The following is a 21,976-nucleotide window of genomic DNA, read 5'->3' as shown; positions in this document are numbered from 1 at the left end:
AGGCATGAGCGAGGAACATTCGGGGCATTGCCTCTGCGGCGCGGTACGCTTTCGTACCGTCGGCCCGTTGCGTGAGGTCATCGCCTGCCATTGCAGCCAGTGCCGCCGGCAGACGGGACATTTCTATGCTGCGACCAACGTGCGTGATGAGGGCCTGACCGTCGAGGGTGGCGAGAACGTGACCTGGTACCGGGCGAGCGACGGGGCGAGCCGCGGCTTCTGCCGCACCTGTGGCTCGGCCCTGTTCTGGAAGGCGGACGGCACGGCCTCTACCTCAATCATGGCCGGCACATTCGACCAGCCGACGGGCCTCAGGATCGGCATGCATATCTTCTGTGCCGACAAGGGCGACTATTACGAGATCGAGGGCGATGCGCCGCAATATGCGCAGAACCGGTAGGCGGCGCTACTGCACGAGGGCGGGGCGCTGGCAGGTAACGCCCGTCACGCGGATATCGGCCTCGCCGATCCTGACGCCGACGACCAGCAACAGGTTGTAGAGCAGTTCATCTATGGCCGGTGTCACGGTCGTCAGCGTCGAGGCGAGCGCCTTGGCGACGAGCTCCGTGCCGATGGGCAGGCCGAGAAGATTTATCTCGACATCGAGGTCTCCCAGCAGGGTCTTGATGGCGGATGTAAGCGTGTCTCGTGTCGAAACAGACTTCATTGCCTTGGCGGCAATCTCGGTCGGGGTGTAGGTAAGCCGGGTCTTGCTCAGGTTCTTCACCTCGCCATGGGCGAAGGCATCGATTTTCAGGAGTGCACTGTCAACGATCCTCGCCTTCTTCACGCGAGGCTCATCGGAAAAATCGGACAGCACGGACGGATCTACCTGGCCGATTGCGAGTTCCGCGACGCCGGGGACGGCATCGACCGATACGCTGGCATTGGCGGGTGCGCCGCCATGACAGCGGATATCGGCAAGCTTCGCCTCGGAGGCGGCGACCTCGACATAGAGCGGAAGCTTGACCCTGAGGCCAGCAAGGGCCGCCAATCCATCGATCCCGACTTCGACGGCAAGCCGCGTCTGGGCGCTGCGCACCGCGCTGCCCGGCGCACCAAGCCTGTGTGATGGGGTTTCGACCGGCGGCTCGCCGATTGCGAGATTGACCTTCACGGTCGCAAGGCCGGGGAGGGTGGCGCCGACATCGAGCGCGATCTGGTTCTTGCCGTTCGCCAGGCCCGCCGCGGCTGTCACCATCTGCAAGGCGTTGACCGACATTGCCCAATTGCCGCCGGTCGCGACCGAAACGCCTTTCTTCGGATCGAGATTGAGGATGCGCGCGAGCGGCAGCTTGACCTTGCTGCCGGCGGTCGCCTGCTCGATGGCGTGCAAGGCGGAACGCACCGGCCCGGCAAGGCCTTCGACGGCGCGCATGGAGGCGAGGAGCTGCGGCATGGTGATGCCCGCATTCAACACTTCCTCATAGGTCGCGGCCGTCAGGTTCAGGTTGGTGGCGACGGCCTTGAGGAAGGGCTGTACCGAAATATCGGCGTCGAGCAGCGCCCGGTAGTCCATCACGTTGAGGGAGATATTGGTCCCGAGGAGTTTGCCCAGCAGCGCATTGAGAATGCCGTCATTGAGGCTTGCGAGCCGTGTCCCGATGGAGAAGGCGGCAAGTTTCGTGCGGGAGGCCGAGCCGGTTGCCGACAGAAGCGGCGGTCTGGGCAGGATCATCGAGGCGATGAACATGTCGGCGGGGCGCTGGAGCGTCACGCGCGCGGCGTCGGCATCCGCGCCCGCCGGCTTGAATCGGTCTTCCGGAGCGATCTCCGGATCGGCGAAATAGCGGCCGCGTTCGACGCTTGCCGTCGCGGCCGTTGCCTTGAGATCGATGGTGGGGATAGACGGTATCGATACGCCGTTCCTGCCGGTGACGGCAACGGCAAGTTTGTTGAGCGAGAAATAGGTCGCAGCCGCCTTTTCCGCCTCTGCGATGTTCGACGCGGCGGCAATGGCGGCAAGGTCCGCCGAGGACTGCAATTCGCGCTGCTGCACGGTGAAATATCCGTAGTCGACACCGAGGGCGAGCGAAGCGATCAGCAACGGCAGGGAGATAGCGGCAAGCGTTCCGATATTGCCGCGTCTGTCGGTGAAGAGGCGACGGGCCTTCATCTCAGAGCCCCCCGACGCGCACTGTGGCGAAGCGCTCGATCTTCTCGTGCGGCAGGGCGAAGGTGAAGAGCTTCCAGATGGGAAGGTCGCTGGAATCGTAGGAGATCGCCACAGTGAACTGGTCCGGATTGCGGGGATCGTCGGTGACGACGACCTGCATCTTCGCCCGCTTGATGAAGGAATAGTCGAGACGGGAGGCGTCGAGATAGCGGTTGACCAGTGTCACGCGTTCCGCCGGGTTGAGACCGGCCACCGCCGTGCGCGCCGCATCGGCAGCGATCTGCTGCACCGAATGGGTGACGGAAAGATAGATGCCGTAGGCGATCAGCGTGAAGAGGACGAGAAAGAAAAGCGGGGCGATGATCGCGAATTCGAGAGCGGACGTTCCGCGTCGATCTTTTGACAGGTGGGCAAGAGTGCGCATGACACCTCCTCCGACGACTGCCTCGTGATAAGGCTTTCGTGCTTCCAAAATGGGAATGCACGTATATGGTGCACTTAAAATATTAATTTCTTCTGTAGATTGACGTTTGCCAATAGCACCAAGGTCTTGTCGACATGACGGAATTTAGTGTTTTCTGATATACAGACTCTATTTTCCGGTTTGTTTTCAAAGGGTAGCGGCTTGTTTCTATGTGATCCTGACGCAACGGAACGACCGGCATGCTGGTCTTGCGTATGGTTAACCGATGGTTTCCATCCACAGTGGAAACCTGGCGCAATGATAAATATGTTGCGCTTTTCTATCTTTGGTTGTGTTTATTATTCCTTCTGACGTAGTGCCTCACGCAGCTGGAGCACTTCCATCTTCAAGGCGGCAATCTCTCCGATGAGATGCGTGTCGATCTTGTGGTGCAGCGCCATCAGCTCGATCTCTGCCTTCAGATTGACCTCGTAGTCCTTGGAGGCCTCGAAGCGGTCGCGGGTCGCCTGACGGTTCTGCGACATCATGATGATCGGCGCCTGAAGGGCGGCGATCATGGAGAGTACGAGGTTGAGGAAGATGAAGGGGTAGGGGTCGAAGGCATCCTTCGTCAGCAGGATCGTGTTGGCGAGCGTCCAGACGACAAGGAAGGCGATGAATCCGGTGATGAAGGCCCAGGAGCCGCCGACACGGGCGATGGCGTCGGCAATACGCTCGCCGGCGGATTGCTTCGACTGGAAGGCGACGTTCCTGTCCTCGGAAAGGATGCGGCCTTCGTGGGAATGCAGCAGCACGTCGCGCTCGGTCTCGTCGAGATCGCTGGCAGGTTTGCCGAAGAGGATCTGGGCAGCGTCTTCGAACGGTTTCATGGCCGGGCTCCGCAGTGGGAATGGGAGCCCTAGCCTAGGCGAAAATCAGTAGCCTGCCGACATCAGATCCGCATGGGACTCGAAGAAGCGTTCCAGCCCGTACTGCTTGCCGAACATGATGTCGTGCTGCAGGAAGCGGAAGTCGCGCACCAGCGGGTCGATCGTCTTCTTGCGCGCCCAGTCGGCCGTCGCCTCGCCCTTGGCGTCGATCAGCATGTAGCGGTCGATGACGCGCAGCTTGTCATGCACCGCGCCGAGGAAGCCGGTGTAGTAGGGGTGCTCGTAGCCCGCTTCCTTGAGGATGTGGTAGGACAGGAACGCCGGACTGATCGTGCCGAGGTCCTTCTCGGCGCCGGTCTTGTTCGACCAGATGACGAGCGGTGTCTCGTGCTGATCCTTCATCTGCTCGGGCGTGCCCTTGCGGGTGGCGGTGATGCCCGGCATGTAGCCGGAATTCTTGTAGACCGTGTTGAGCGGCGGCAGGTGGTCGCCGAAGACGACGATGATCGTCTCGCGGTCGCGCTCCCTGGCCCAGTCCATCAGCATCTTCAGGCTCTTGTCGGCTTCCTTGACGCCTTCGGCGTAGCTTGCGAGCATGCGGTTGTCGCGTGCGTCGAGCTTGCCGTCGATGGTCACGCCGGTCTTCTTGTAGCGGCCGTCGTCATAGGGACCGTGACCCTGCAGGGTGACGGTGAAGAAGAAGAACGGGTCTTCCTGCATGTCCGCCTGCCGGATGATTTCCTTGGTCAGCGCCTCGTCCGAGGTGAAGTTGCCGCGTTTTGCGAGCGGCGGCATCTTGTCGACGTCCTTGAAGGTCTCGAAGCCGAAAGCCTTGTAGACGCTCGTGCGGTTCCAGAACCAGCCGGAGAACGGATGGATGGCGCGCGCCGTGTAGCCTTCCGCCCGGAAGAAGGTGGCAAGCGAGGGGATCGGCTTGCGCACATATTGCTGGTAGGGAATGCTCCCGGTCGGCAGGAAGGCGTTGGAAAAGCCTGTCAGCGCCTCGAATTCGACATTCGCGGTAAGGCCGCCGAATTCCGGCGAGAAGACGTTGCCGCTCTGGCTTTCGCGGATGACCGGCATCGGATCGGGCGACAGCTTCACGCTCTTTATGCGCGTCGGATCCCACAGCGATTCGCTCATGACGACGATGACGTCGGGCTTGGAGCGATGCGTCGTTCCGGCCGGCAGGGGCTTTGACGGAATCTTGTCGATGGCGTCGACCATGTAGCCCGACGGGGCCTGCACATTGGCCATTGGCAGGTTGATGGCGAAGGCCATGACAAAGCCGTTGTGGCGATAGTTTTCCGCCTGGTCCCAGATGATCGGGAAGATTTTCAACCGGTCGCGGATCCAGGAGAACTCGTTGTAATCCATGACGGAGGCAAAGCTGGCGAGCAGCGGCAGCGCAATGGCCAGGCGCGCCAGGCGTTCCTTCTTCGTCAGCGGCCGGAAACGGCGCCAGGCGAAGACCCAGAGGCTGATGAGGCCCACGACGCCGCCGATGATGGCAAGCGCCAGAGCCGCTGCCGTCCAGGGCCGGTCCTGCACCAGCACCGGCATCAGCTCGATGATCTGGCGGCCGAACAGCAGATCCGTCGGATAGAGCGGATCGGTGAGGAAGACCTGCTTCTGCTGCGAGATGACGCCCATCAGCATGACGAGCGGCGACACGAGCAGCACGGCCTTGTGCTGACGGCCGATCAGCGCGTCGATTGAGAGATAGAGCAGGAAGAACACGCCCGTCGTGGTCCAACCGGGGCGCTGGAGGCTGGTCAGGTAGGCATAAGTCTGCTGCAGCGAGCCGCGGGTGATCCATTCGATGACGATCACGGTGGCCAGCGCAAGAAGGCCGGAAACGGCAAGCGAACGCAGGACGGCAAGAGCCTTGGCATGGCGCGCGAAAAAGCCTGCCTCGACGGCAAGCCTTTCGGTGGTATCCATCGCCACGGCTGCAGGAGTGAACAAGGCCAATGCCGTCTCCAAACTTCATAAAACTGTCGTTCATCTGTCATACGGATGTCATCTTGAACAGAAGATGAATGGTTTCTTCAGCATCCTTCCCCCGCTTTGGGCGCATCTGTCGCATTGCGGCAATGTCACTCCGAACGCACTGAAAGAAGAGGGTTTCCTGACAAAAGCGCGGGCAATCGCCGTGCGGTTCATTCCCAAAGCGCCTGCCATGCTCTAAAGGGTGTAGCGACCGTTCGAGAGTGCGGGCAGCCGTGCGCGGCCGTAGCATCGGACACCATGAGGAAACGGGTCCGCAGACATGACTTCCCAGACTGAAAAGACGACGCTGCGCATCGCCGTCGCGCAATTGAACCCGACCGTCGGAGACGTGACCGGCAACCTTGCCAAGGCGCGCGCCGCCCGCCAGGACGCAGCCCGCCAGGGCGCAGACCTTCTGCTTTTGACAGAACTCTTCATCTCCGGCTATCCGCCGGAAGACCTCGTGCTGAAGCCCGCCTTCCTGAATGCCTGCCGCCGGGCGATCGACGATCTCGCCGCGGACACGGCCGATGGCGGACCCGGCATCATCATCGGTTTTCCGCGGCAGGACGAGACGGGCCGCTACAACGCCGTCGCCGTGCTCGATGCGGGCAAGGTCGTCGCGGTGCGCGACAAGGTGGACCTGCCCAATTATGGCGAGTTCGATGAAAAGCGCGTCTTCGATCAGGGCGCCATGCCCGGCCCCGTCAATTTCCGCGGCGTGCGCCTTGGCATTCCGATCTGCGAGGACATCTGGGGCGACCTCGGCGTCTGCGAGACGCTTGCCGAAAGCGGGGCGGAAATCCTGCTGTCGCCGAACGGTTCGCCCTACTATCGCGGCAAGGTCGATATCCGCCATCAGGTCGCCCTGAAACAGGTTATCGAGACGGGCCTGCCGCTGCTCTATGCCAACCAGCTCGGCGGTCAGGACGAACTCGTCTTCGACGGCGCAAGCTTCGCCTTCAATGCGGACAAGGCGCTGGCCTTCCAGATGAGCCAGTTCGAGGAGACCATGGCGCTCACCACCTGGAAGAAGAATGGCGAGGGCTGGGTCTGCGACGGCGGGCCGATGTCGCGCATTCCGGAGAAGGAAGAGGCGGACTATCGTGCGTGCCTTCTCGGTTTCCGTGACTACGTCAACAAGAACGGCTTCAAGAATGTGGTGCTCGGCCTGTCCGGCGGCATCGATTCGGCGATCTGCGCGGCCATTGCCGTCGATGCGCTGGGCGAGGAGCGGGTGCGCTGCATCATGCTGCCCTACCGCTATACGTCGAAGGATTCATTGAAGGACGCCGCCGATTGCGCCAAGGCTCTCGGCTGCCGCTACGACATCGTGCCGATCGAGGCGCCGGTGACCGGCTTCCTGTCCTCGCTCTCCGAGCTTTTCGAAGGCACGGAAGAGGGGATCACGGAAGAGAACCTGCAAAGCCGCGCGCGCGGCACGATCCTTATGGCGGTGTCCAACAAGTTCGGCTCGATGGTCGTCACGACCGGCAACAAGTCGGAAATGTCCGTCGGCTACGCGACGCTCTATGGCGACATGAACGGCGGCTTCAATCCGATCAAGGACCTCTACAAGATGCAGGTCTATGGGATCTCGCGCTGGCGCAACGCGCATGTGCCGCCGGGCGCGCTCGGGCCGAGCGGCGAGGTGATCCCGAAGAACATCATCGACAAGGCGCCGTCCGCGGAACTGCGCCCCAACCAGACCGATCAGGATTCGCTGCCGCCCTATCCGGTTCTCGACGATATTCTCGAATGCCTTGTCGAGCTGGAGATGAGCACGGAAGAAATCGTCGCGCGCGGCCATGATGCGGCGACGGTGCACCGCATCGAACACCTGCTCTACATCGCCGAATACAAGCGTCGCCAGTCGGCGCCCGGGGTGAAGATCACCAAGAAGAATTTCGGCCGCGACCGGCGCTACCCGATCACCAACCGGTATCGCGACCGGGGGTAGGGAGTGTCTGCCCGGCCGATGGATGCGGGGTGCCGGATCATGGCGATGGGCCTGTTCTGCGCCCATCGCATTAAGCTTTCGCTCACCAGGCTGCTTAAACGAATTTTGCGTTCTGTCATCTAGCGTCCCTTCAACAATGCCTGGGAAAACCGGGTGGGGGACAGGCAGAGGCATGATGACGGGCAAGGCGCAAGAGGGCCGCGCGACGCGGCGACATGGTTTCGGCGTGGCAATCCGGGCGGCGGCCCTGCTGATCGTCCTGTCGTTCGGAGCCGCCAACTATCTGGTTCTCGACTACGCGATCGAGCGGGCCGACAGTTTTGCCGCCGAAACCGAGCGCACGCTTGTCCGCAACGACTTCAGCCACCAGATCGACCAGGTGGTGCAGTACCAGAGCCAGCTTTCCTTCTGGGACAAGAGTTTCGCCGAGCTGGCCGACGGCATGCCGGGGGACGCTTTCGTGCGCGACGAGCTGCGCGACTGGATGTGGTCGGATTTCGGTTTCTCCTGGATGATCTTCACCTCGTCGGACGGCGAGAGGATTCTCGGCGTGCATCGTGGCCAGAAGGTTTCCGAGCGCCGCGCACGCGAAAAATTGCACTGGGTGAGTGACCTGACCCGCAAGGCCGAACGCGCCTATTACAAGGCGCTGTCGCCCGATCGCGGCGGCTTTCAGGTCGCGGGCGCAAAGGAGGATACGGACCTCCTGACGCCGGCGCTTCCGGGAATCCATGTCTCCGGCATGCGGCTGATCGATCGGGTGATGAGCATCGTCGTCGTTCAGACCGTCATCCCGAAGACGCTGTACATTCCCGCCAACCGCTACGAGCCGACGCTGCTGATCACGGTGAAACCCGTCTCGCAGAAGATGCTGGCGAGCGCAGAGCAGCGGTTCGGCTTGCACGATCTCGGCTTTACCCCGATCGTCACGCAGGAGCCCGGACTGGTGATGACGCCGGTCGGCGCGGACACCTACAATCCGATGGTCGCTTCCTGGCGGCCGAACATGCCCGGCACCTTCGTCTGGCGTTCGGCGCTTCCGCAGATCGCGATGTTCGTGCTGGTCTTTGCCGGGGTGATGCTTTTCGTGTCGCTGCGCTTTTCCGCGCTTGTCAGGGCGCTCCAGCGTAGCGAGGCAGACAATGCGTTCCTGGCGCGGCATGACCGGCTGACGGGCGTGAAGAACCGCAGCGGCTTCGACGAGGAGGTCACCCGCGCGGTCGGCAAGGGCAGTCCCTTCGCGATCCTTGCGATCGATCTGGACAAGTTCAAGGCCGTCAACGACCGGCACGGCCATGCCGCTGGCGATGCCGTGCTGGAAACCGTCGCCCGTCGCTTTTCGGAGCGCATCGGGTCGCGCGGTTGCGTGGCGCGGCTGGGCGGCGACGAATTCTCCGTGCTGCTGACCGGGAAGCACGGCCGCGAGGAATTGATGGAGCTCGCCGGCAACCTTCTGCTCGATACGAGGCTTCCCATCGCCTATGACGGGCAGCTTCTTGTGATCGACGGCAGCGCCGGCGTGGCGCTGTTCCCGCAACATGGAAAATCGGTGCACGATGTCATGTTGATGGCCGATGCCGCGCTCTATGCGGCCAAGAATGGCGGGCGCAACCGCGCCGTCCATGCCGGTGATCTCGCGGGCATGGACGCGGCCCAAACCGGTGCCGTCCGTGCAGCCTGACCGTCGATACACAGGCGCAGGGCGGGGGCGGGCTTGAACGCACCGCAAAGCCATGCGCATATCCGTTCGTCAGGTGCCCGCTTGCGGGAGAATCGGGAATCCGGTGCGGGCGAAATCCCAGGTCCGGAACGTGCCCAACGCTGTGACGGGGATGGCTTGCGCCATGAAAGCCTGAATCGATTCAGGCTTTTGCCACTGGTTGTTCAACCGGGAAGGCAGGTGCGCGCCGCGCGACCCGAAGTCAGAAGACCGGCCTGGCAAGATAGACCGAGCCCGCGCGGACGGCGGCAGGTTGTACGCATTGTTGGGGAGATGACGATGCGAACCGAACCGTTGGACCATCTGGTCCGGGCCGGCGCCTTTCCGCATGAGGAGAGGCAGGCCGTCTACCGCGCCATCGAGACGCGCCGCGACGTGCGCGACCAGTTCCTGCCCGAACCCCTGCCGGACGATCTCGTCCGCCGTCTGCTGCAGGCCGCCCATAGCGCGCCGTCGGTCGGGTTCATGCAGCCGTGGAATTTCCTGCTGGTGCGCCGCGAGGAAACAAGGCACGCGGTGCATGCCGCGTTCCTGAAGGCCAATGCCGAGGCGGCGGAGATGTTCGACGGCGAGCGGCAGGCGCAGTATCGGGCGCTGAAGCTCGAAGGCATCCTGAAGGCGCCGCTTTCGATCTGCGTGACCTGCGACCCGACGCGCGGCGGCGCGGTGGTGCTGGGCCGCACGCACAATCCGCGCATGGACGTCTATTCCACGGTCTGCGCGGTGCAGAACCTCTGGCTTGCGGCGCGCGCCGAAGGGGTGGGCGTCGGCTGGGTCAGCATCTTCCACGACAGCGACATCCGCCGAATCCTTGGCATCCCGCAGCATGTCGAGATCGTCGCCTGGCTCTGCGTCGGCTTCGTCGACCGGCTCTATGGCGAGCCGGAACTGGCGGTGAAGGGCTGGCGGCAGCGCCTGCCGCTGGAAGAGCTGGTGTTCGAGGAGCGCTGGCCCGAAAGCGCGGTGGACGTCAGTTGACGCCGGCATCGGCCGGACGGCCGAGATCGATGGCGGATGAATTTTCCGGCAGGAAGAGCGGCCCGACCGTGCGCACCTTGCTCCTGGCCGGATCGTAGACGCGGTCCTCGATCCTGGCGGGTGTCCTGACCTCGCCCTTCACATCCTTGTCCGGCAGGGTGCGGATGGTGGTGACCGAGCCGTTGTCTTCACCGCCGGTCTCGCCGGTGCTGGCCGTCTGCGTGCTCTCGCCCTTGGCGGCCTTCTCGCGCTTGATCATTTCCTGATAATAGGCGGAGAGGTTGCAGCCGCAGGCATCCTGCTTGGAACGGTCGCGCGTGCGATAGGAGAACGCGTTGGCCAATTCGAAATAGGGACGGCCGGTGACCGTGGAGGTCATCTGCTCCGTTTCCTGGCCGTTGGTCATCGACTGGTAGAACAGCTCGGTGTCGGTTTGCGGGCACATCATCGCGCAGACCTTCTGGTCGCGGCGAAAATCGAGTGGCGTGGCGCCCGATGAAATCGGGAAGAAGCCGCCGTCGCAGGTGCGCACGCAGACGGTGCGCAGATTGCCATACCCGGAATTGCCGCCAAGCGAACGCAGTTGCAACCGGTCACTGCCATCCGGCGTCGTGCCGAGCGGCAGCGTGCGCGTCTCGTCCAGCGAGCGCAGGGTTTCGGTGGCGGCGGCCGGCATGACCTGCGGCTGCTGGTTGCAGCCATTCGTTTCCAGCGCGGCGAGAAGCGTGTTGCGGCGGCCCTGGGAGGACACGCCGCCGGCCAGTTCACGGCGCTTCTTGTCGAGAATCTGGAGGTTTCGCTCCATCTTGCCGACGACGGAGGTGAGCGTTGCGCAGGCATCGGCATTGGCGCCGCCGATGACGATGATGCTGCCGCTGGAGCAGCCGAGACGGCGCTGGTCGCTCCTGGCCTTGCGCAACTGGATGTTCTGGCGGGCTATCGCGCCGGCATATTTGCGGGCGCTGGCCGTATCGACCACCACTTTGGGCAGGTTCGCCAGTTCGCTCTGGAGACGCGCGCACATATTCGCCGCCGCCGTTCCAGCCGACAGGAGGAGCGGCAGGCTGGTTGCAATGGCAAAAAAGAGACGGATGCGTCCTTGCAAATCCCTCGATCCCTGAAAGTCTGGAACAGCCGGCCCTGAGCCGGTTTCATGGCCTTTATCATAGGCCGCGACGGGGCGAGCGCAACGCTATCCCGCATTTGTGATTAACGCGTCGGCCGGCGCTTGCCTTGCAACCGTCGCCGTCCGGGACTAGATATGCGCCATCGTCAATGCCGACCGGATGGTGCGCAATGGATTTCAACCCGACCACAAATCGACTTCGTTTTGTCATCGGGGAAATCCGTATCCATGCCGCATTCCATCACGCTTTCCAAAATCACGTGGTCCACGCCTGACGGGCACACGCTTCTTTCAAATCTCGACCTGACCTTCGGCTCCGAGCGCGCCGGCCTTGTCGGACGCAACGGCGTCGGCAAGACGACGCTGCTGAGGCTCGTCACGGGTGATCTCGTTCCGCAGGGGGGAACAGTCACGGCCGACGGCACGCTCGGCCTTCTGCGCCAGAGCGTGCAGGTTGCGCCGGAAGAAACCGTTGCCAGCGTCTTCGGTATTGTCGAGGCGCTTGCGCTGCTCGCTCGTGCCGAACGCGGCGAGGCCGCTGCCGACGAGCTTGCAGAGGCCGACTGGACGCTGGAGGCAAGGCTTGCCACGGCGCTCGCCCGCGTCGGGCTGGCGGCGGAGCCGGACACGCCGCTTTCCTCGCTCTCCGGCGGCCAGCGCACGCGGGCAGCGCTGGCGGCGCTCATCTTCCGCGAGCCGGATTTCCTGCTGCTCGACGAGCCGACGAACAATCTCGACCGGGACGGGCGACGGGCGGTCATCGACATGCTCTCCGGCTGGCGGGCGGGCGCCATCGTCGTCAGCCATGACCGCGAGCTGCTCGAGACCATGGACGCGATCGTCGAGCTGACGACGCTCGGCGCGACGCGTTATGGCGGCAACTGGAGCGCCTACCGCGCGCGCAAGGCGCTGGAGCTTGCCGCAGCGCACCGCGATCTTGCGGATGCGGAAAAGCATGCCGCTGAAGTCGCGCGCACCATGCAGATGATCGCCGAGCGAAAGGCGCGCAAGGACAGCGCCGGTCGCCGGAAGAGGGCGCGGGGCGACATTCCGCGCATCATGCTGGGGGCAATGAAGGAGCGCAGCGAGCTGACGGGCGGAGACCAGGCAAGGTTGGCCGAAAGCCGGCAGGGACAGGCAGCCGAGGCGATGACGGCAGCGCGCGAGCGCATCGAAATCCTCCAGCCGCTGACCGTCGCAGTGCCGCCAACGCATCTTCCCGCCGGCAGGATGGTGCTGAGGTTGGACGGCGTGACAGCCGGCTATCTGCCGGATCGGCCCGTCATCCGCGATCTTTCCTTCGCACTGACCGGACCCGAGCGCGTGGCGGTGACGGGGCCGAACGGCTCGGGCAAGACGACGTTCCTTTCACTCGTTACCGGCCAGTTGCAGCCCTGGCGGGGAAGCGTCCGGCTCTTCACCGATCTTGCCATGCTCGACCAGCGCGTCAGCCTGCTCGATCCAGCGCTCTCGATCCGCGACAATTTCCGGCGGATCAATCCGGAGGCGGACGAGAATGCCTGCCGCGCGGCGCTGGCGCGTTTCATGTTCAGGGCGGATGCGGCGCTACAGATCGTTGGCAGTCTCAGCGGCGGGCAACTCCTGCGCGCCGGCCTTGCTGCGGTGCTCGGTGGCGCCATCCCGCCGCCGCTCCTCATTCTCGACGAGCCGACGAACCATCTGGACATCGCATCCATCGAGGCGGTGGAGGCGGGGCTGCGCGCCTATGACGGCGCGCTCCTCGTCGTCAGCCATGACGAGCCGTTTCTGGAGGCGGTCGGCATCACGCGGAGGCTGGCGCTGGTGGCGGGGTAGGAAGGCCGGAGGACCCGGCCTTCCTCTCATGCGCTGCCGAAACGCTCGATGACATCGGCAAGCGGCACATGGCCCTTGAAGGCGCCGGAGCCCTTGGGCGTCTCGCCGTTTTCGAGCGCCGTGGCGAAGCGCACGCCGGGGTCGGCTTCGAGCCGGCGGCGGATCGCCGCTATGCGCGGCCAACGATCCGCCGGGGCCACCTCATGATAGTCGAGCCAGCGGGCGACGCCGATGAGGACCCCGTCCGCCAGCGTCGGGCGGTCGCCGGCGAGATAGGGCGTCTCGCCCAACATGGCCTCCAGCTTGTCATGCCGCTCGATGACGGCCTCGCGGCCCCAGCGCCGCAGGGCGTCCTGCAGCACCGGATCCGGCGTCTCCATTTCGAGCGCCGACCAGAGCGGGCTGAAGGCGCCGGTGAAGCCGGTGTTGAGATAGGCCATGAGCTGGACCATGCGGTCGGCCGCAGGTGAGCTCGGATCGAAGCTGATGCGCCGTTCTGTATCGCGGGCGGCAAACCAATGGCCGATTGCCATGGTTTCGGTGATGAGCCGGCCGTCGTCGGTAACGAGCGCCGGCGTCTCGTGTCGGGCATTGAGGCGGGCATAGGCGGGTTCGCGCATTTCGCCCAGCATGTCGACGCGGCAGAGGCGATAGGGCTTTCCCAGCCATTCAAGCGCAGCGACAAGTCCCATGGAGCTTCCGGCCGGGAAGCCATAGATGAGGATCGGTTCCAATGTTCTTCTCCGTGATTTCTGTTGACCACGCTGCGCAGCGACACTGGACCTAAGCCTTGCCTCTCCCCATGTAAATTACGCACATTTTTGTCACCACGCGGAGCCCGTCATGAAAGACCTCGTTTCTCGCTGCCCGATCGAAGAGGCGATGCAGGTGATCGGTGGCCGATGGCCGACACTGCTGATCTATTATCTGAAGGACGGCACGAAGCGGTTCAGCGATCTGCGACGCGATAACCCTACCGTTTCGCATCGCATCCTGGCTCTGGAGCTGCGCAAGCTGGAGAGGGCCGGCATCGTCCGGCGCACCGTTTTCGAGGGATATCCGCTACGGGTGGAATACGACCTTACGCCCGCCGGTCTGTCGGTCGTTCCGCTGATCGACGCACTTGGCGACTGGTGGGAGGCGATAGATACGGCGCATCCGGCACCGCGAACGAAAACGGCCGCCAAAGAGGCGGCCGTATTGTAGGGCTGCAGAACGGGTCAGGTCGGGTAGGACGCTTCCACGACCGCCAGCGCCGCCATGTTGACGACGCCACGCGAGGTGACCGACGGCGACAGGATATGGGCAGGCATGGCGGCGCCGAGCAGGATCGGGCCGACATGCAGACTGTCCGTCATGGTCTTGACCACGCCGAGCGTGATGTTGGCGGCATCGAGGTTCGGGAAGACCAGCAGGTTGGCTTCGCCTGACAAAGTCGAGTCGGGCATGACGCGCTGGCGCAGCGCCTCGGAAATAGCCGAATCGCCATGCATTTCGCCATCCGCCTCCAGGGACGGATCCATCTCGCGCACCAGTTCCATCGCCCTGCGCATCTTGAAGCTGCTGTCTGAATCGCGCGAGCCGAAGTTGGAGTGAGAGACGAGGGCGGCGCGCGGCGTGATGCCGAAACGGCGGATTTCTCTCGCGGCCATGATGGTCATCTGTGCGACTTCCTCGGCCGTAGGTGTCATCGTCACGTAGGTATCGGTGAAGAAGGTTGCACCGCGCTGCGAGATCAGGAGGCTGAGCGCGGAGAAATCGAGCACGCCTTCCTTCTTGCCGATGATCTGGCTGACGTCGCGCAGGTGCTTGGCATAGCGGCCTTCCACGCCGCAGATCAGGGCATCGGCCTCGCCGCGCTTGAGCGCGAGGGCGCCGATGACGGTCTGGTTCGTGCGCACGATGGTGCGGGCGGCTTCGGGAATGACGCCCTTGCGGCCGACGATGCGGAAATAGTCATCCACATAGTCGCGGTAGCGCGGGTCGCCTTCCGGGTTCACAATCTCGAAATCCACATCCGGCCGTACGCGCAGGCCGTATCGCTGCAGGCGCGCTTCGATGATCTGCGGGCGACCGATGAGGATCGGCTTGGCGATCTCTTCTTCCAGCAGCACCTGGGCGGCGCGCAACACGCGCTCGTCCTCGCCTTCGGCAAAGATGACGCGTTTCTTCTCGGCCTTCTTCGCTGCGGCGAAGATAGGCTTCATGATGAAGCCCGAACGCCAGACGAAGCGGTTGAGCTGGTCGAGATAGGCGTCGAAATCAGTGATCGGGCGCGAGGCGACACCCGTTTCCGCCGCTGCGCGGGCCACGGCCGGCGCGATGCGCAGGATGAGGCGCTGGTCGAAGGGTGAGGGGATCAGGTAGTTCGGGCCGAAACTCGGCGTATCGCCGGAATAGGCGCGCGCCGCGACTTCCGAAACCTCTTCACGGGCGAGCGATGCGATGGCGCGCACCGCGGCCATCTTCATCTCCTCGTTGATCGTGCGCGCGCCGCAATCGAGCGCGCCGCGGAAGATGTAGGGGAAGCACAGGACGTTGTTGACCTGGTTCGGGAAATCCGAGCGGCCGGTGCAGATCATTGCGTCCGGGCGGGCGGCACGCGCCTCTTCCGGCATGATTTCCGGCGTCGGGTTGGCGAGCGCCAGGATCAAGGGCTTCTCCGCCATGCGGGTGAGAAGCTCCGGCTTCAGCACGCCGGCGGCCGAAAGGCCGAGGAACACGTCGGCGCCATCGATGGTTTCGGAAAGCTGGCGCTTGTCCGTCTCCTGCGCATAGATGGCCTTCCACTGGTCCATCAGCACTTCGCGACCCTTGTAGACGACGCCCTCGATGTCGTGCACCCAGATGTTCTCGACCTTCGCGCCGAGAACGACGAGCTGGTTGAGGCAGGCAAGCGCGGCGGCGCCGGCGCCCGAAGCGATGATCTTCGCGTCCTCGAGAGACTTGCCGGCCAGCTCCAGGCCGTTCAGCACCGCGGCCGCGACGATGATCGCCGTGCCGTGCTGGTCGTCGTGGAAGACGGGGATGTCCATCTTTTCGCGCAGCTGGCGCTCGACCTCGAAGCATTCAGGAGCCTTGATGTCCTCAAGGTTGATGCCGCCGAATGTCGGCTCCAGCGCGGAGACGACATTGACCATCTCGTCGACGGTCAGCGCGTCGATCTCGATGTCGAACACATCGATGCCGGCGAATTTCTTGAAGAGGACGGCCTTGCCTTCCATCACCGGCTTGGAAGCCAGCGGACCGATATTGCCGAGCCCGAGAACGGCGGTGCCGTTCGAGACGACGGCGACGAGGTTGGCGCGCGCCGTATAGTCGGCGGCCGTGGCCGGATCGTCGCGGATGGCAAGGCAGGGAGCGGCGACGCCCGGCGAATAGGCGAGCGCGAGGTCGCGCTGGTTGCCGAGCGGCTTGGTCGGGTTGATCTCAAGCTTGCCGGGGCGGGGGTGACGGTGGAAGAAGAGGGCCTGCTGGTCGATGTCGCCGCTTGAAGGGCCGTTCTGTGTCCGCGGTTTGTCACCCGTGCTCATATTGTTTCCTGCCATATGCTGTTTTCGTTGCGGCTCTTCGTTGCACAAATCCGCCGCTGCGATAAGTTTCCCGGAGTCATCCATAAAGCCGCAATCAGCGGCCTGTGCAATGCCTATTTGTGGGCGGTTATTGCATAGGTGTGTCATCAATTTGAAACAGGACTCTGGTTTTCAACGGGATGAAAGCCGCCTCGTTCCGGCGAGGAGTGCGGCGGCAGGCCACCCGGAGACAAACGCATGACCGCGACCCCCGTTGACCCGAATGTCCGCAACTTCCGCACGCTCTTCATCTCGGATGTGCATCTGGGATCGAAAGCCGCCAAGGCCGATTTTCTGATCGACTTCCTGCGGCATCATGAAGCCGAGACGATCGTGCTCGTGGGCGACATCGTCGATGGCTGGCGGCTGAAGCGCAACTGGTACTGGCCGCAGGCCTTCAACGACGTCACGCAGAAGCTTTTGCGCAAGGCGCGCAAGGGGACGCGCATCATCTATATTCCCGGCAACCATGACGAATTCCTCCGCGATTTCCCCGGCACGCATTTCGGCGGCGTCGAGGTGGCCGAACGCATCATCCACGAAGCGGCCGACGGCAAGCGCTACCTCGTGCTGCATGGCGATGAATTCGATGTCGTGGTGCGTCACGCCCGCGTCGTCGCCTATCTCGGCGACTGGGCCTATGACGCGGCCATCGCCATCAACGTGTTCTTTGCCGCCATTCGCCGCAAGCTCGGCCTGCCATACTGGTCGTTCTCGGCCTGGGCCAAGCAGCAGGTGAAATCGGCCGTCAACTTCATCGGCGAATTCCAGCGCGTGGTCGTCGAAGAGGCGCGGCGCAACAATGCCGACGGCGTTATCTGCGGCCACATCCACCATGCCGTCATCACCGAGATCGACGGCATCCGCTACATCAACAGCGGCGACTGGGTGGAAAGCTGCACGGCGATCGCCGAGCACCATGACGGGAAGATGGAACTCATCACCTGGCAGAAGGTCGCGGCGGTGCCGGCGGAGGTGCTGCCCGTCTCGCGCCAGATGCTCGCCATCGACACCCGCAAGCCCGCTGAGGCGGAGGCCGCCTGAGCCCGGTCACGCGTCGCGGCGGACACCCGCAGAAATAGCGCATTGGCGTACGTACATCGGCGTGCTAGAGCCGAAGGTGTTCCAATGCAGGTTCCCCGCCATGACTGCCCCTTCCGTGACCACCGGTGCGCCGCCGTTCTTCGCCGCGCGCATCGCTCTTGTTTTCTGCGCGCCGATGATGGTCAACGGCATCGCGCTCCCGTTCTTTCCCATCTGGCTCGAAACGCTTTCGATGAGCGATTTCCAGATCGGCATCGTGCTCGCATTGCCGATGTTCGTGCGCGTCTTCACCGCACCCGTGGCGGGCGTGATCGCCGACCGGATGGGCGAGCGCTCGATCGTCCTGCTCTGGTCGGGCCTGCTGTCGCTGCTGACCACGGTGGCCTTGTTCGCCACCGGGTCCTTCTGGCCCATTCTCCTGCTCTACACGCTGCAGGGCGCCGTCTACTCGCCCTATGTGCCGATCACCGAGGCGATCATGCTGTCCGGCGTGCGACGCTGGAACTTCGACTATGGAAAGATGCGCCTGTGGGGCTCGCTCGCCTTCATTCTGGCGACCATGATCGGCGGCTGGCTTGCCGGGTTCTATGGCGGGGCGATGGTGCTGCCGGCATTGACGGCGGCCTTCGTGCTGACCGTGATCGGGGCGCTGATCACGCCGAAGATCGGCAAGCCCCGACGGCCGTCGCCGATCGCCGCGATCGCGCATGTGCCGGGAAAGAGCACCTTGCGGCAACGGGACGTGCAACTCATGCTGATCGGCGTTTCACTCGTCAGCGCCAGCCATTCGATGTACTACGCCTTCTCGGCTATCCATTGGCAGAAGATGGGGTTCAGCGGCACGGATGTCGGCATTCTCTGGAGCGCAGGGGTTCTCGCCGAGGTGGTGATGTTCGTTTTTGCCGTCCAGCTGCGCAGACGCTTCAATCTCTGGTCCATGATGGTCTTCGGCAGCACCATAGCGGTGGGACGCTGGATACTGTTTCCGATGGATATGGGATTCTCGGGCTATCTTGCCTTGCAGTGCCTGCATGCCTTCACCTATGCGATCATCCATATCAGCGTGCAGAGCCGCCTTGTCGAACGGGTCGCGGAAGAGCAGGAGGCGGCGGCGCAGGGGTTGTATTTCTTCTACATGGGCATTTTCACGGCGATCGCCACCTTTGCCTCCGGCTATGCCTATAGCTGGTACGGCGTCGATGGCTTCTACCTGATGTCGGTCGTTGCGGCCGCGGGCCTTGTCTGCGTCGTTGCCGGGCGGTTGGTTGCCCCGAGTGCTGCCGCTCAGCCCCAGAGGGCGGCTTCCGGCGGATAGACGTCCGATCCCTTGTAGTGAAGGCCCGGCTCCCGGTCGCGGGCCAGCAGCAGCGGGCCATCGAGATCGACGAAATCGGCGCCCTGCGCCAGAAGCACGGCCGGCGCCATGCCGAGCGACGTACCGACCATGCAGCCGACCATGATCCTGAGGCCGTGCTCGCGGGCCGCCTCGCGCAGCGCCAGCGCTTCCGTCAGGCCGCCGGCCTTGTCGAGCTTGATATTGATCGCATCGTAGCGGTCGGCGAGCTTGGCAATGTCCTGCGTGCGGTGCACGCTCTCGTCCGCACAGACAGGGATCGGCCGTGCATGATCGCGCAGCGCCGCGTCGTTGCCCGCCGGAAGCGGCTGCTCGACGAGCGCGATGCGCGCCTCGGCGCAGAGCGCAAAGTGATGGGCAAGGTTGTCCGGCGTCCAGCCCTCGTTGGCGTCGAGGATGATGGCGCTTTGGGGCGCACCGGCGCGAACGGCGCGAATGCGGGCGGCGTCGTCCTGCGTCCCGACCTTGACCTTCAGCAGGGGCCGCCATGCATGTTCCGCCGCCTGGCGCTGCATGGCCTCCGGTTCGCCGAGCGAGAGCGTATAGGCGGTGACGAGCTTTTGCGGCGCGTCCCGGCTGATGACCTGCCAGGTCGGTATGCCGGAGAGCTTGGCTTCCAGATCCCAGAGCGCGCAATCGAGGGCATTGCGGGCGGCGCCGGCCGGCATCTGGCGGGCAAGGTCCTCGCGGCCGATGCCGTCTTCGATCATACCGCGCATGTCCTCGATGGCGGACAGCACGCCCGGCACCGATTCGCCGTAGCGGGCGTAAGGCACGCATTCGCCGCGACCGATCATGCCCGAGGTCGATATCGTGCAGGTGACCACCTCGGCTGTCGTCTTGGCGCCGCGCGAAATGGTGAACGCGCCGGCAATCGGGAAGCTTTCGGCGGCGGCTTGGAGGGTACGGCGCATGGGATGATCCTGACGGGCCTTAAAATTGCGGGGTGGAGATAAGGTTTTGGCCGTTCGTTCGGTGACAGATGGCCGGCGAGCCGGTAAGACAGGCGCATGTTGTCCCAAGCACGGGAAGATGCAAGAGCTTGACTGCAGCCACCATCCCCACAGCCGAAATCGCGATCGAAAGCCTGCCCGGCAAGGATGGGGAGATCTGGCGTCTCTCCGGTCAATGGGGGAATACGACAGCCGTGGGCGCGAGCAAGCGGTTGTCCGCAATTGCGGGCGGGCGCGGCGGCATCCTTGAAATCGACCTCAGCGACGTTTCCGAGATGGATACGGCTGGCGCCTGGCTGCTGCGCCGCGCGATTACCGAGCGGCAGGCCGGTGGCGCGCAGGTGAGCATCACGGATCGGCAGGGTGCGCGCTATGCCGATCTGATCGCCGCGCTGCCGGAAAAACTTCCCGACCCGAGCGGCGACAAGGCCGAGAAGCTTTCGCTCTTCGAGCGCATCTTCGCCCCGGTCGGGCGAGTCATGGCCGACGTCTGGAACGATGCGGTCGCGGCGATGTTCATCCTCGGCTCGGCGGTGCGCGGCGCGCAGCTGAAGCTCGGGCGCAAGAGCGGCGTGTCGCCGGCGGCGATCGTGCACCAGATCGACCACATGGGCGTGCGCGCCGTGCCGATCATTGTGCTGATGTCCTTCCTTATTGGTGCGATCATTGCCCAGCAGGGCGCGTTCCAGCTTCGCTATTTCGGTGCGGAAGTCTTCGTCGTCGACCTCGTCGGCATCCTGCAATTGCGCGAGATCGGCGTTCTGCTCACCGCCATCATGATCGCGGGCCGCTCGGGAAGCGCCATCACCGCCGAAATCGGCTCGATGAAGATGCGCGAGGAAATCGATGCGCTGAAGGTCATGGGCCTCAGCCCCATCGGCGTCCTGGTCTTTCCGCGCCTCGTGGCGCTGACGGTCGCGCTGCCGCTGCTGACGATCATCGCAAACTTCGCGGCGCTGACAGGCGCGGCTTTCGTCGCCTGGTCCTATTCCGGCATCACGCTGGATACCTATCTCGCGCGCCTTCGCGAGGCGATCGATCTGTCGACTGTGGTCTCGGGCATGATCAAGGCGCCGTTCATGGCGCTGATCATCGGCATCGTAGCGGCGGTGGAGGGTCTCAAGGTCGGCGGCAGCGCCGAATCGCTCGGCCGTCACGTGACCGCCGCCGTGGTGAAGGCGATTTTCGTGGTCATCCTTGTCGATGGCCTCTTCGCCATGTTCTACGCCGCGATCAATTTCTAGGGATGCACATGGCGGCTTCGGAAAAACAGGACAATGTGGTGCTCTCGGTCAAGGACCTGACCGTCGGCTTCGGCAGCAATATCGTCCTCGACCGGCTCGATCTCGACATCTACCGCGGCGAGATCCTCGGTTTCGTCGGCGCGTCCGGCACGGGCAAGTCCGTGCTGATGCGCACGGTGCTGCGTCTCCTGCCGCGCCGCGCCGGCAATATCCGGATTTTCGGCACCGATTTCGACAAGGCGAGCGAGGCCCAGCGGCTGGCGCTCGACATGAAGCTCGGCGTGCTCTTCCAGCACGGCGCGCTGTTTTCCGCGCTGACGGTCAAGGAAAACATCCAGGTGCCGATGCGCGAATATCTCGACCTGCCGCAGGCCATGATGGATGAACTGGCGCGGTTGAAGATCGAGCTTGTGGGTCTTGCCCCCGAGGCGGCGAACAAGTTCCCCTCCGAGCTTTCCGGCGGCATGATCAAGCGTGCGGCTTTGGCTCGTGCATTGGCGCTCGATCCGGCGCTGGTCTTCCTCGACGAGCCGACTTCCGGCCTCGATCCAATCGGCGCGGCCGATTTCGACGAGCTTATCGCCAAACTGCGCGACACCCTCGGATTGACCGTGTATATGGTGACTCACGACCTCGACAGCCTGTTTTCGGTGTGCGACCGCATCGCCGTCCTCGGGCAGAAGAAGGTTATGGTCGAAGGCACGATCGAGGACATGCTGGCCTTTGACGATCCCTGGGTGCAGTCCTATTTCCAGGGAAAGCGTGCACGCTCGATCGTGCGGAAGGCATAGAAACATCCGGGGCTGTCG

19 protein-coding genes and 1 riboswitch are annotated in these 21,976 nt (G+C 63.8%); of the genes, 11 read left to right on the top strand and 8 right to left on the bottom strand.

Annotated elements, in window-relative coordinates:
- Positions 1–4 precede the first annotated feature (4 nt).
- The gene (locus tag WA950_RS13840) at positions 5–400 is read left to right on the top strand and encodes a GFA family protein (protein ID WP_424552275.1); all 396 of its coding nucleotides are present in this window, start codon (positions 5–7) and stop codon (positions 398–400) included.
- 6 nt (positions 401–406) lie between these two features.
- Here WA950_RS13840 and WA950_RS13835 read toward each other — a convergent pair whose 3' ends face one another.
- The 4 genes from WA950_RS13835 to WA950_RS13820 all read right to left on the bottom strand — a co-directional run bounded on the left by WA950_RS13835 (position 407) and on the right by WA950_RS13820 (position 5,353).
- Positions 407–2,116: a pilus assembly protein TadG-related protein gene (locus WA950_RS13835; protein WP_424552274.1), complete on the bottom strand. Its 1,710-nt coding sequence runs from the start codon at positions 2,114–2,116 to the stop codon at positions 407–409.
- Position 2,117: 1 nt separating this feature from the next.
- Positions 2,118–2,540, bottom strand: coding sequence for a TadE/TadG family type IV pilus assembly protein (locus tag WA950_RS13830; RefSeq protein WP_424552273.1), 423 nt, complete (start codon positions 2,538–2,540; stop codon positions 2,118–2,120).
- Between the two features lie 338 nt (positions 2,541–2,878).
- Positions 2,879–3,409 (bottom strand): DUF1003 domain-containing protein, encoded by a 531-nt coding sequence (locus WA950_RS13825; RefSeq protein WP_424552272.1) that lies wholly within the window; start codon positions 3,407–3,409, stop codon positions 2,879–2,881.
- Between the two features lie 45 nt (positions 3,410–3,454).
- On the bottom strand, positions 3,455–5,353 hold the full coding sequence (locus WA950_RS13820) for an LTA synthase family protein (RefSeq protein WP_424552271.1): 1,899 nt from the start codon (positions 5,351–5,353) through the stop codon (positions 3,455–3,457).
- Between WA950_RS13820 and WA950_RS13815 the strand changes: the two genes are divergently transcribed.
- From WA950_RS13815 to bluB, 4 genes are all read left to right on the top strand, one after another.
- Positions 5,343–5,600, top strand: coding sequence for a hypothetical protein (locus WA950_RS13815; RefSeq protein ID WP_424552270.1), 258 nt, complete (start codon positions 5,343–5,345; stop codon positions 5,598–5,600). The genes WA950_RS13820 and WA950_RS13815 overlap by 11 nt on opposite strands.
- 81 nt (positions 5,601–5,681) lie before the next feature.
- Positions 5,682–7,361 (top strand): NAD+ synthase, encoded by a 1,680-nt coding sequence (locus WA950_RS13810; protein WP_424552269.1) that lies wholly within the window; start codon positions 5,682–5,684, stop codon positions 7,359–7,361.
- A 172-nt stretch (positions 7,362–7,533) separates the two neighbouring features.
- Complete coding sequence (locus tag WA950_RS13805) at positions 7,534–9,042, top strand: diguanylate cyclase domain-containing protein (RefSeq protein ID WP_424552268.1); 1,509 nt, start codon at positions 7,534–7,536, stop codon at positions 9,040–9,042.
- Between the two features lie 54 nt (positions 9,043–9,096).
- A riboswitch (cobalamin riboswitch) is annotated at positions 9,097–9,314 on the top strand.
- Between the two features lie 46 nt (positions 9,315–9,360).
- Positions 9,361–10,059 carry a 5,6-dimethylbenzimidazole synthase gene (gene bluB, locus WA950_RS13800; RefSeq protein WP_424552267.1) on the top strand — a complete coding sequence of 233 codons (699 nt, stop codon included), beginning with the start codon at positions 9,361–9,363 and terminating at the stop codon, positions 10,057–10,059.
- Here bluB and WA950_RS13795 read toward each other — a convergent pair.
- Entirely contained in the window at positions 10,052–11,164 is a 1,113-nt protein-coding gene (locus WA950_RS13795) for a DUF2865 domain-containing protein (RefSeq protein WP_424552266.1), read from the bottom strand. The two genes, bluB and WA950_RS13795, sit on opposite strands and share 8 nt — an antisense overlap.
- Before the next feature lie 249 nt (positions 11,165–11,413).
- Between WA950_RS13795 and WA950_RS13790 the strand changes: the two genes are divergently transcribed.
- Positions 11,414–13,000 carry an ABC-F family ATP-binding cassette domain-containing protein gene (locus WA950_RS13790; RefSeq protein WP_424552265.1) on the top strand — a complete coding sequence of 529 codons (1,587 nt, stop codon included), beginning with the start codon at positions 11,414–11,416 and terminating at the stop codon, positions 12,998–13,000.
- A gap of 26 nt (positions 13,001–13,026) precedes the next feature.
- Here WA950_RS13790 and WA950_RS13785 read toward each other — a convergent pair whose 3' ends face one another.
- Positions 13,027–13,734 (bottom strand): glutathione S-transferase family protein, encoded by a 708-nt coding sequence (locus WA950_RS13785; RefSeq protein WP_424552264.1) that lies wholly within the window; start codon positions 13,732–13,734, stop codon positions 13,027–13,029.
- Between the two features lie 109 nt (positions 13,735–13,843).
- Between WA950_RS13785 and WA950_RS13780 the strand changes: the two genes are divergently transcribed.
- The gene (locus tag WA950_RS13780) at positions 13,844–14,206 is read left to right on the top strand and encodes a winged helix-turn-helix transcriptional regulator (RefSeq protein ID WP_424552263.1); all 363 of its coding nucleotides are present in this window, start codon (positions 13,844–13,846) and stop codon (positions 14,204–14,206) included.
- Between the two features lie 14 nt (positions 14,207–14,220).
- On the opposite strand, the gene WA950_RS13775 is transcribed toward WA950_RS13780, so the two are convergent.
- Positions 14,221–16,533 carry an NADP-dependent malic enzyme gene (locus WA950_RS13775; protein WP_424552262.1) on the bottom strand — a complete coding sequence of 771 codons (2,313 nt, stop codon included), beginning with the start codon at positions 16,531–16,533 and terminating at the stop codon, positions 14,221–14,223.
- A 237-nt stretch (positions 16,534–16,770) separates the two neighbouring features.
- Between WA950_RS13775 and WA950_RS13770 the strand changes: the two genes are divergently transcribed.
- On the top strand, positions 16,771–17,616 hold the full coding sequence (locus WA950_RS13770; protein ID WP_424552261.1) for a UDP-2,3-diacylglucosamine diphosphatase: 846 nt from the start codon (positions 16,771–16,773) through the stop codon (positions 17,614–17,616).
- Between the two features lie 100 nt (positions 17,617–17,716).
- Positions 17,717–18,931: an MFS transporter gene (locus WA950_RS13765; protein ID WP_424552260.1), complete on the top strand. Its 1,215-nt coding sequence runs from the start codon at positions 17,717–17,719 to the stop codon at positions 18,929–18,931.
- On the opposite strand, the gene dgcA is transcribed toward WA950_RS13765, so the two are convergent.
- Positions 18,901–19,884 (bottom strand): N-acetyl-D-Glu racemase DgcA, encoded by a 984-nt coding sequence (dgcA, locus tag WA950_RS13760; protein ID WP_424552259.1) that lies wholly within the window; start codon positions 19,882–19,884, stop codon positions 18,901–18,903. The genes WA950_RS13765 and dgcA overlap by 31 nt on opposite strands.
- 68 nt (positions 19,885–19,952) lie before the next feature.
- Between dgcA and WA950_RS13755 the strand changes: the two genes are divergently transcribed.
- On the top strand, positions 19,953–21,167 hold the full coding sequence (locus WA950_RS13755) for an ABC transporter permease (protein WP_424552258.1): 1,215 nt from the start codon (positions 19,953–19,955) through the stop codon (positions 21,165–21,167).
- Between the two features lie 2 nt (positions 21,168–21,169).
- Positions 21,170–21,958, top strand: coding sequence for an ABC transporter ATP-binding protein (locus tag WA950_RS13750; protein WP_424552257.1), 789 nt, complete (start codon positions 21,170–21,172; stop codon positions 21,956–21,958).
- Positions 21,959–21,976 lie beyond the last annotated feature (18 nt).

Origin of the sequence: Shinella sp. (assembly GCF_049651085.1) — a bacterium.
Classification (GTDB): Bacteria; Pseudomonadota; Alphaproteobacteria; order Rhizobiales; family Rhizobiaceae; genus Shinella.
Note: the sequence above shows the minus strand (reverse complement) of the source record. Positions and strands in the feature narration are given on the sequence as shown.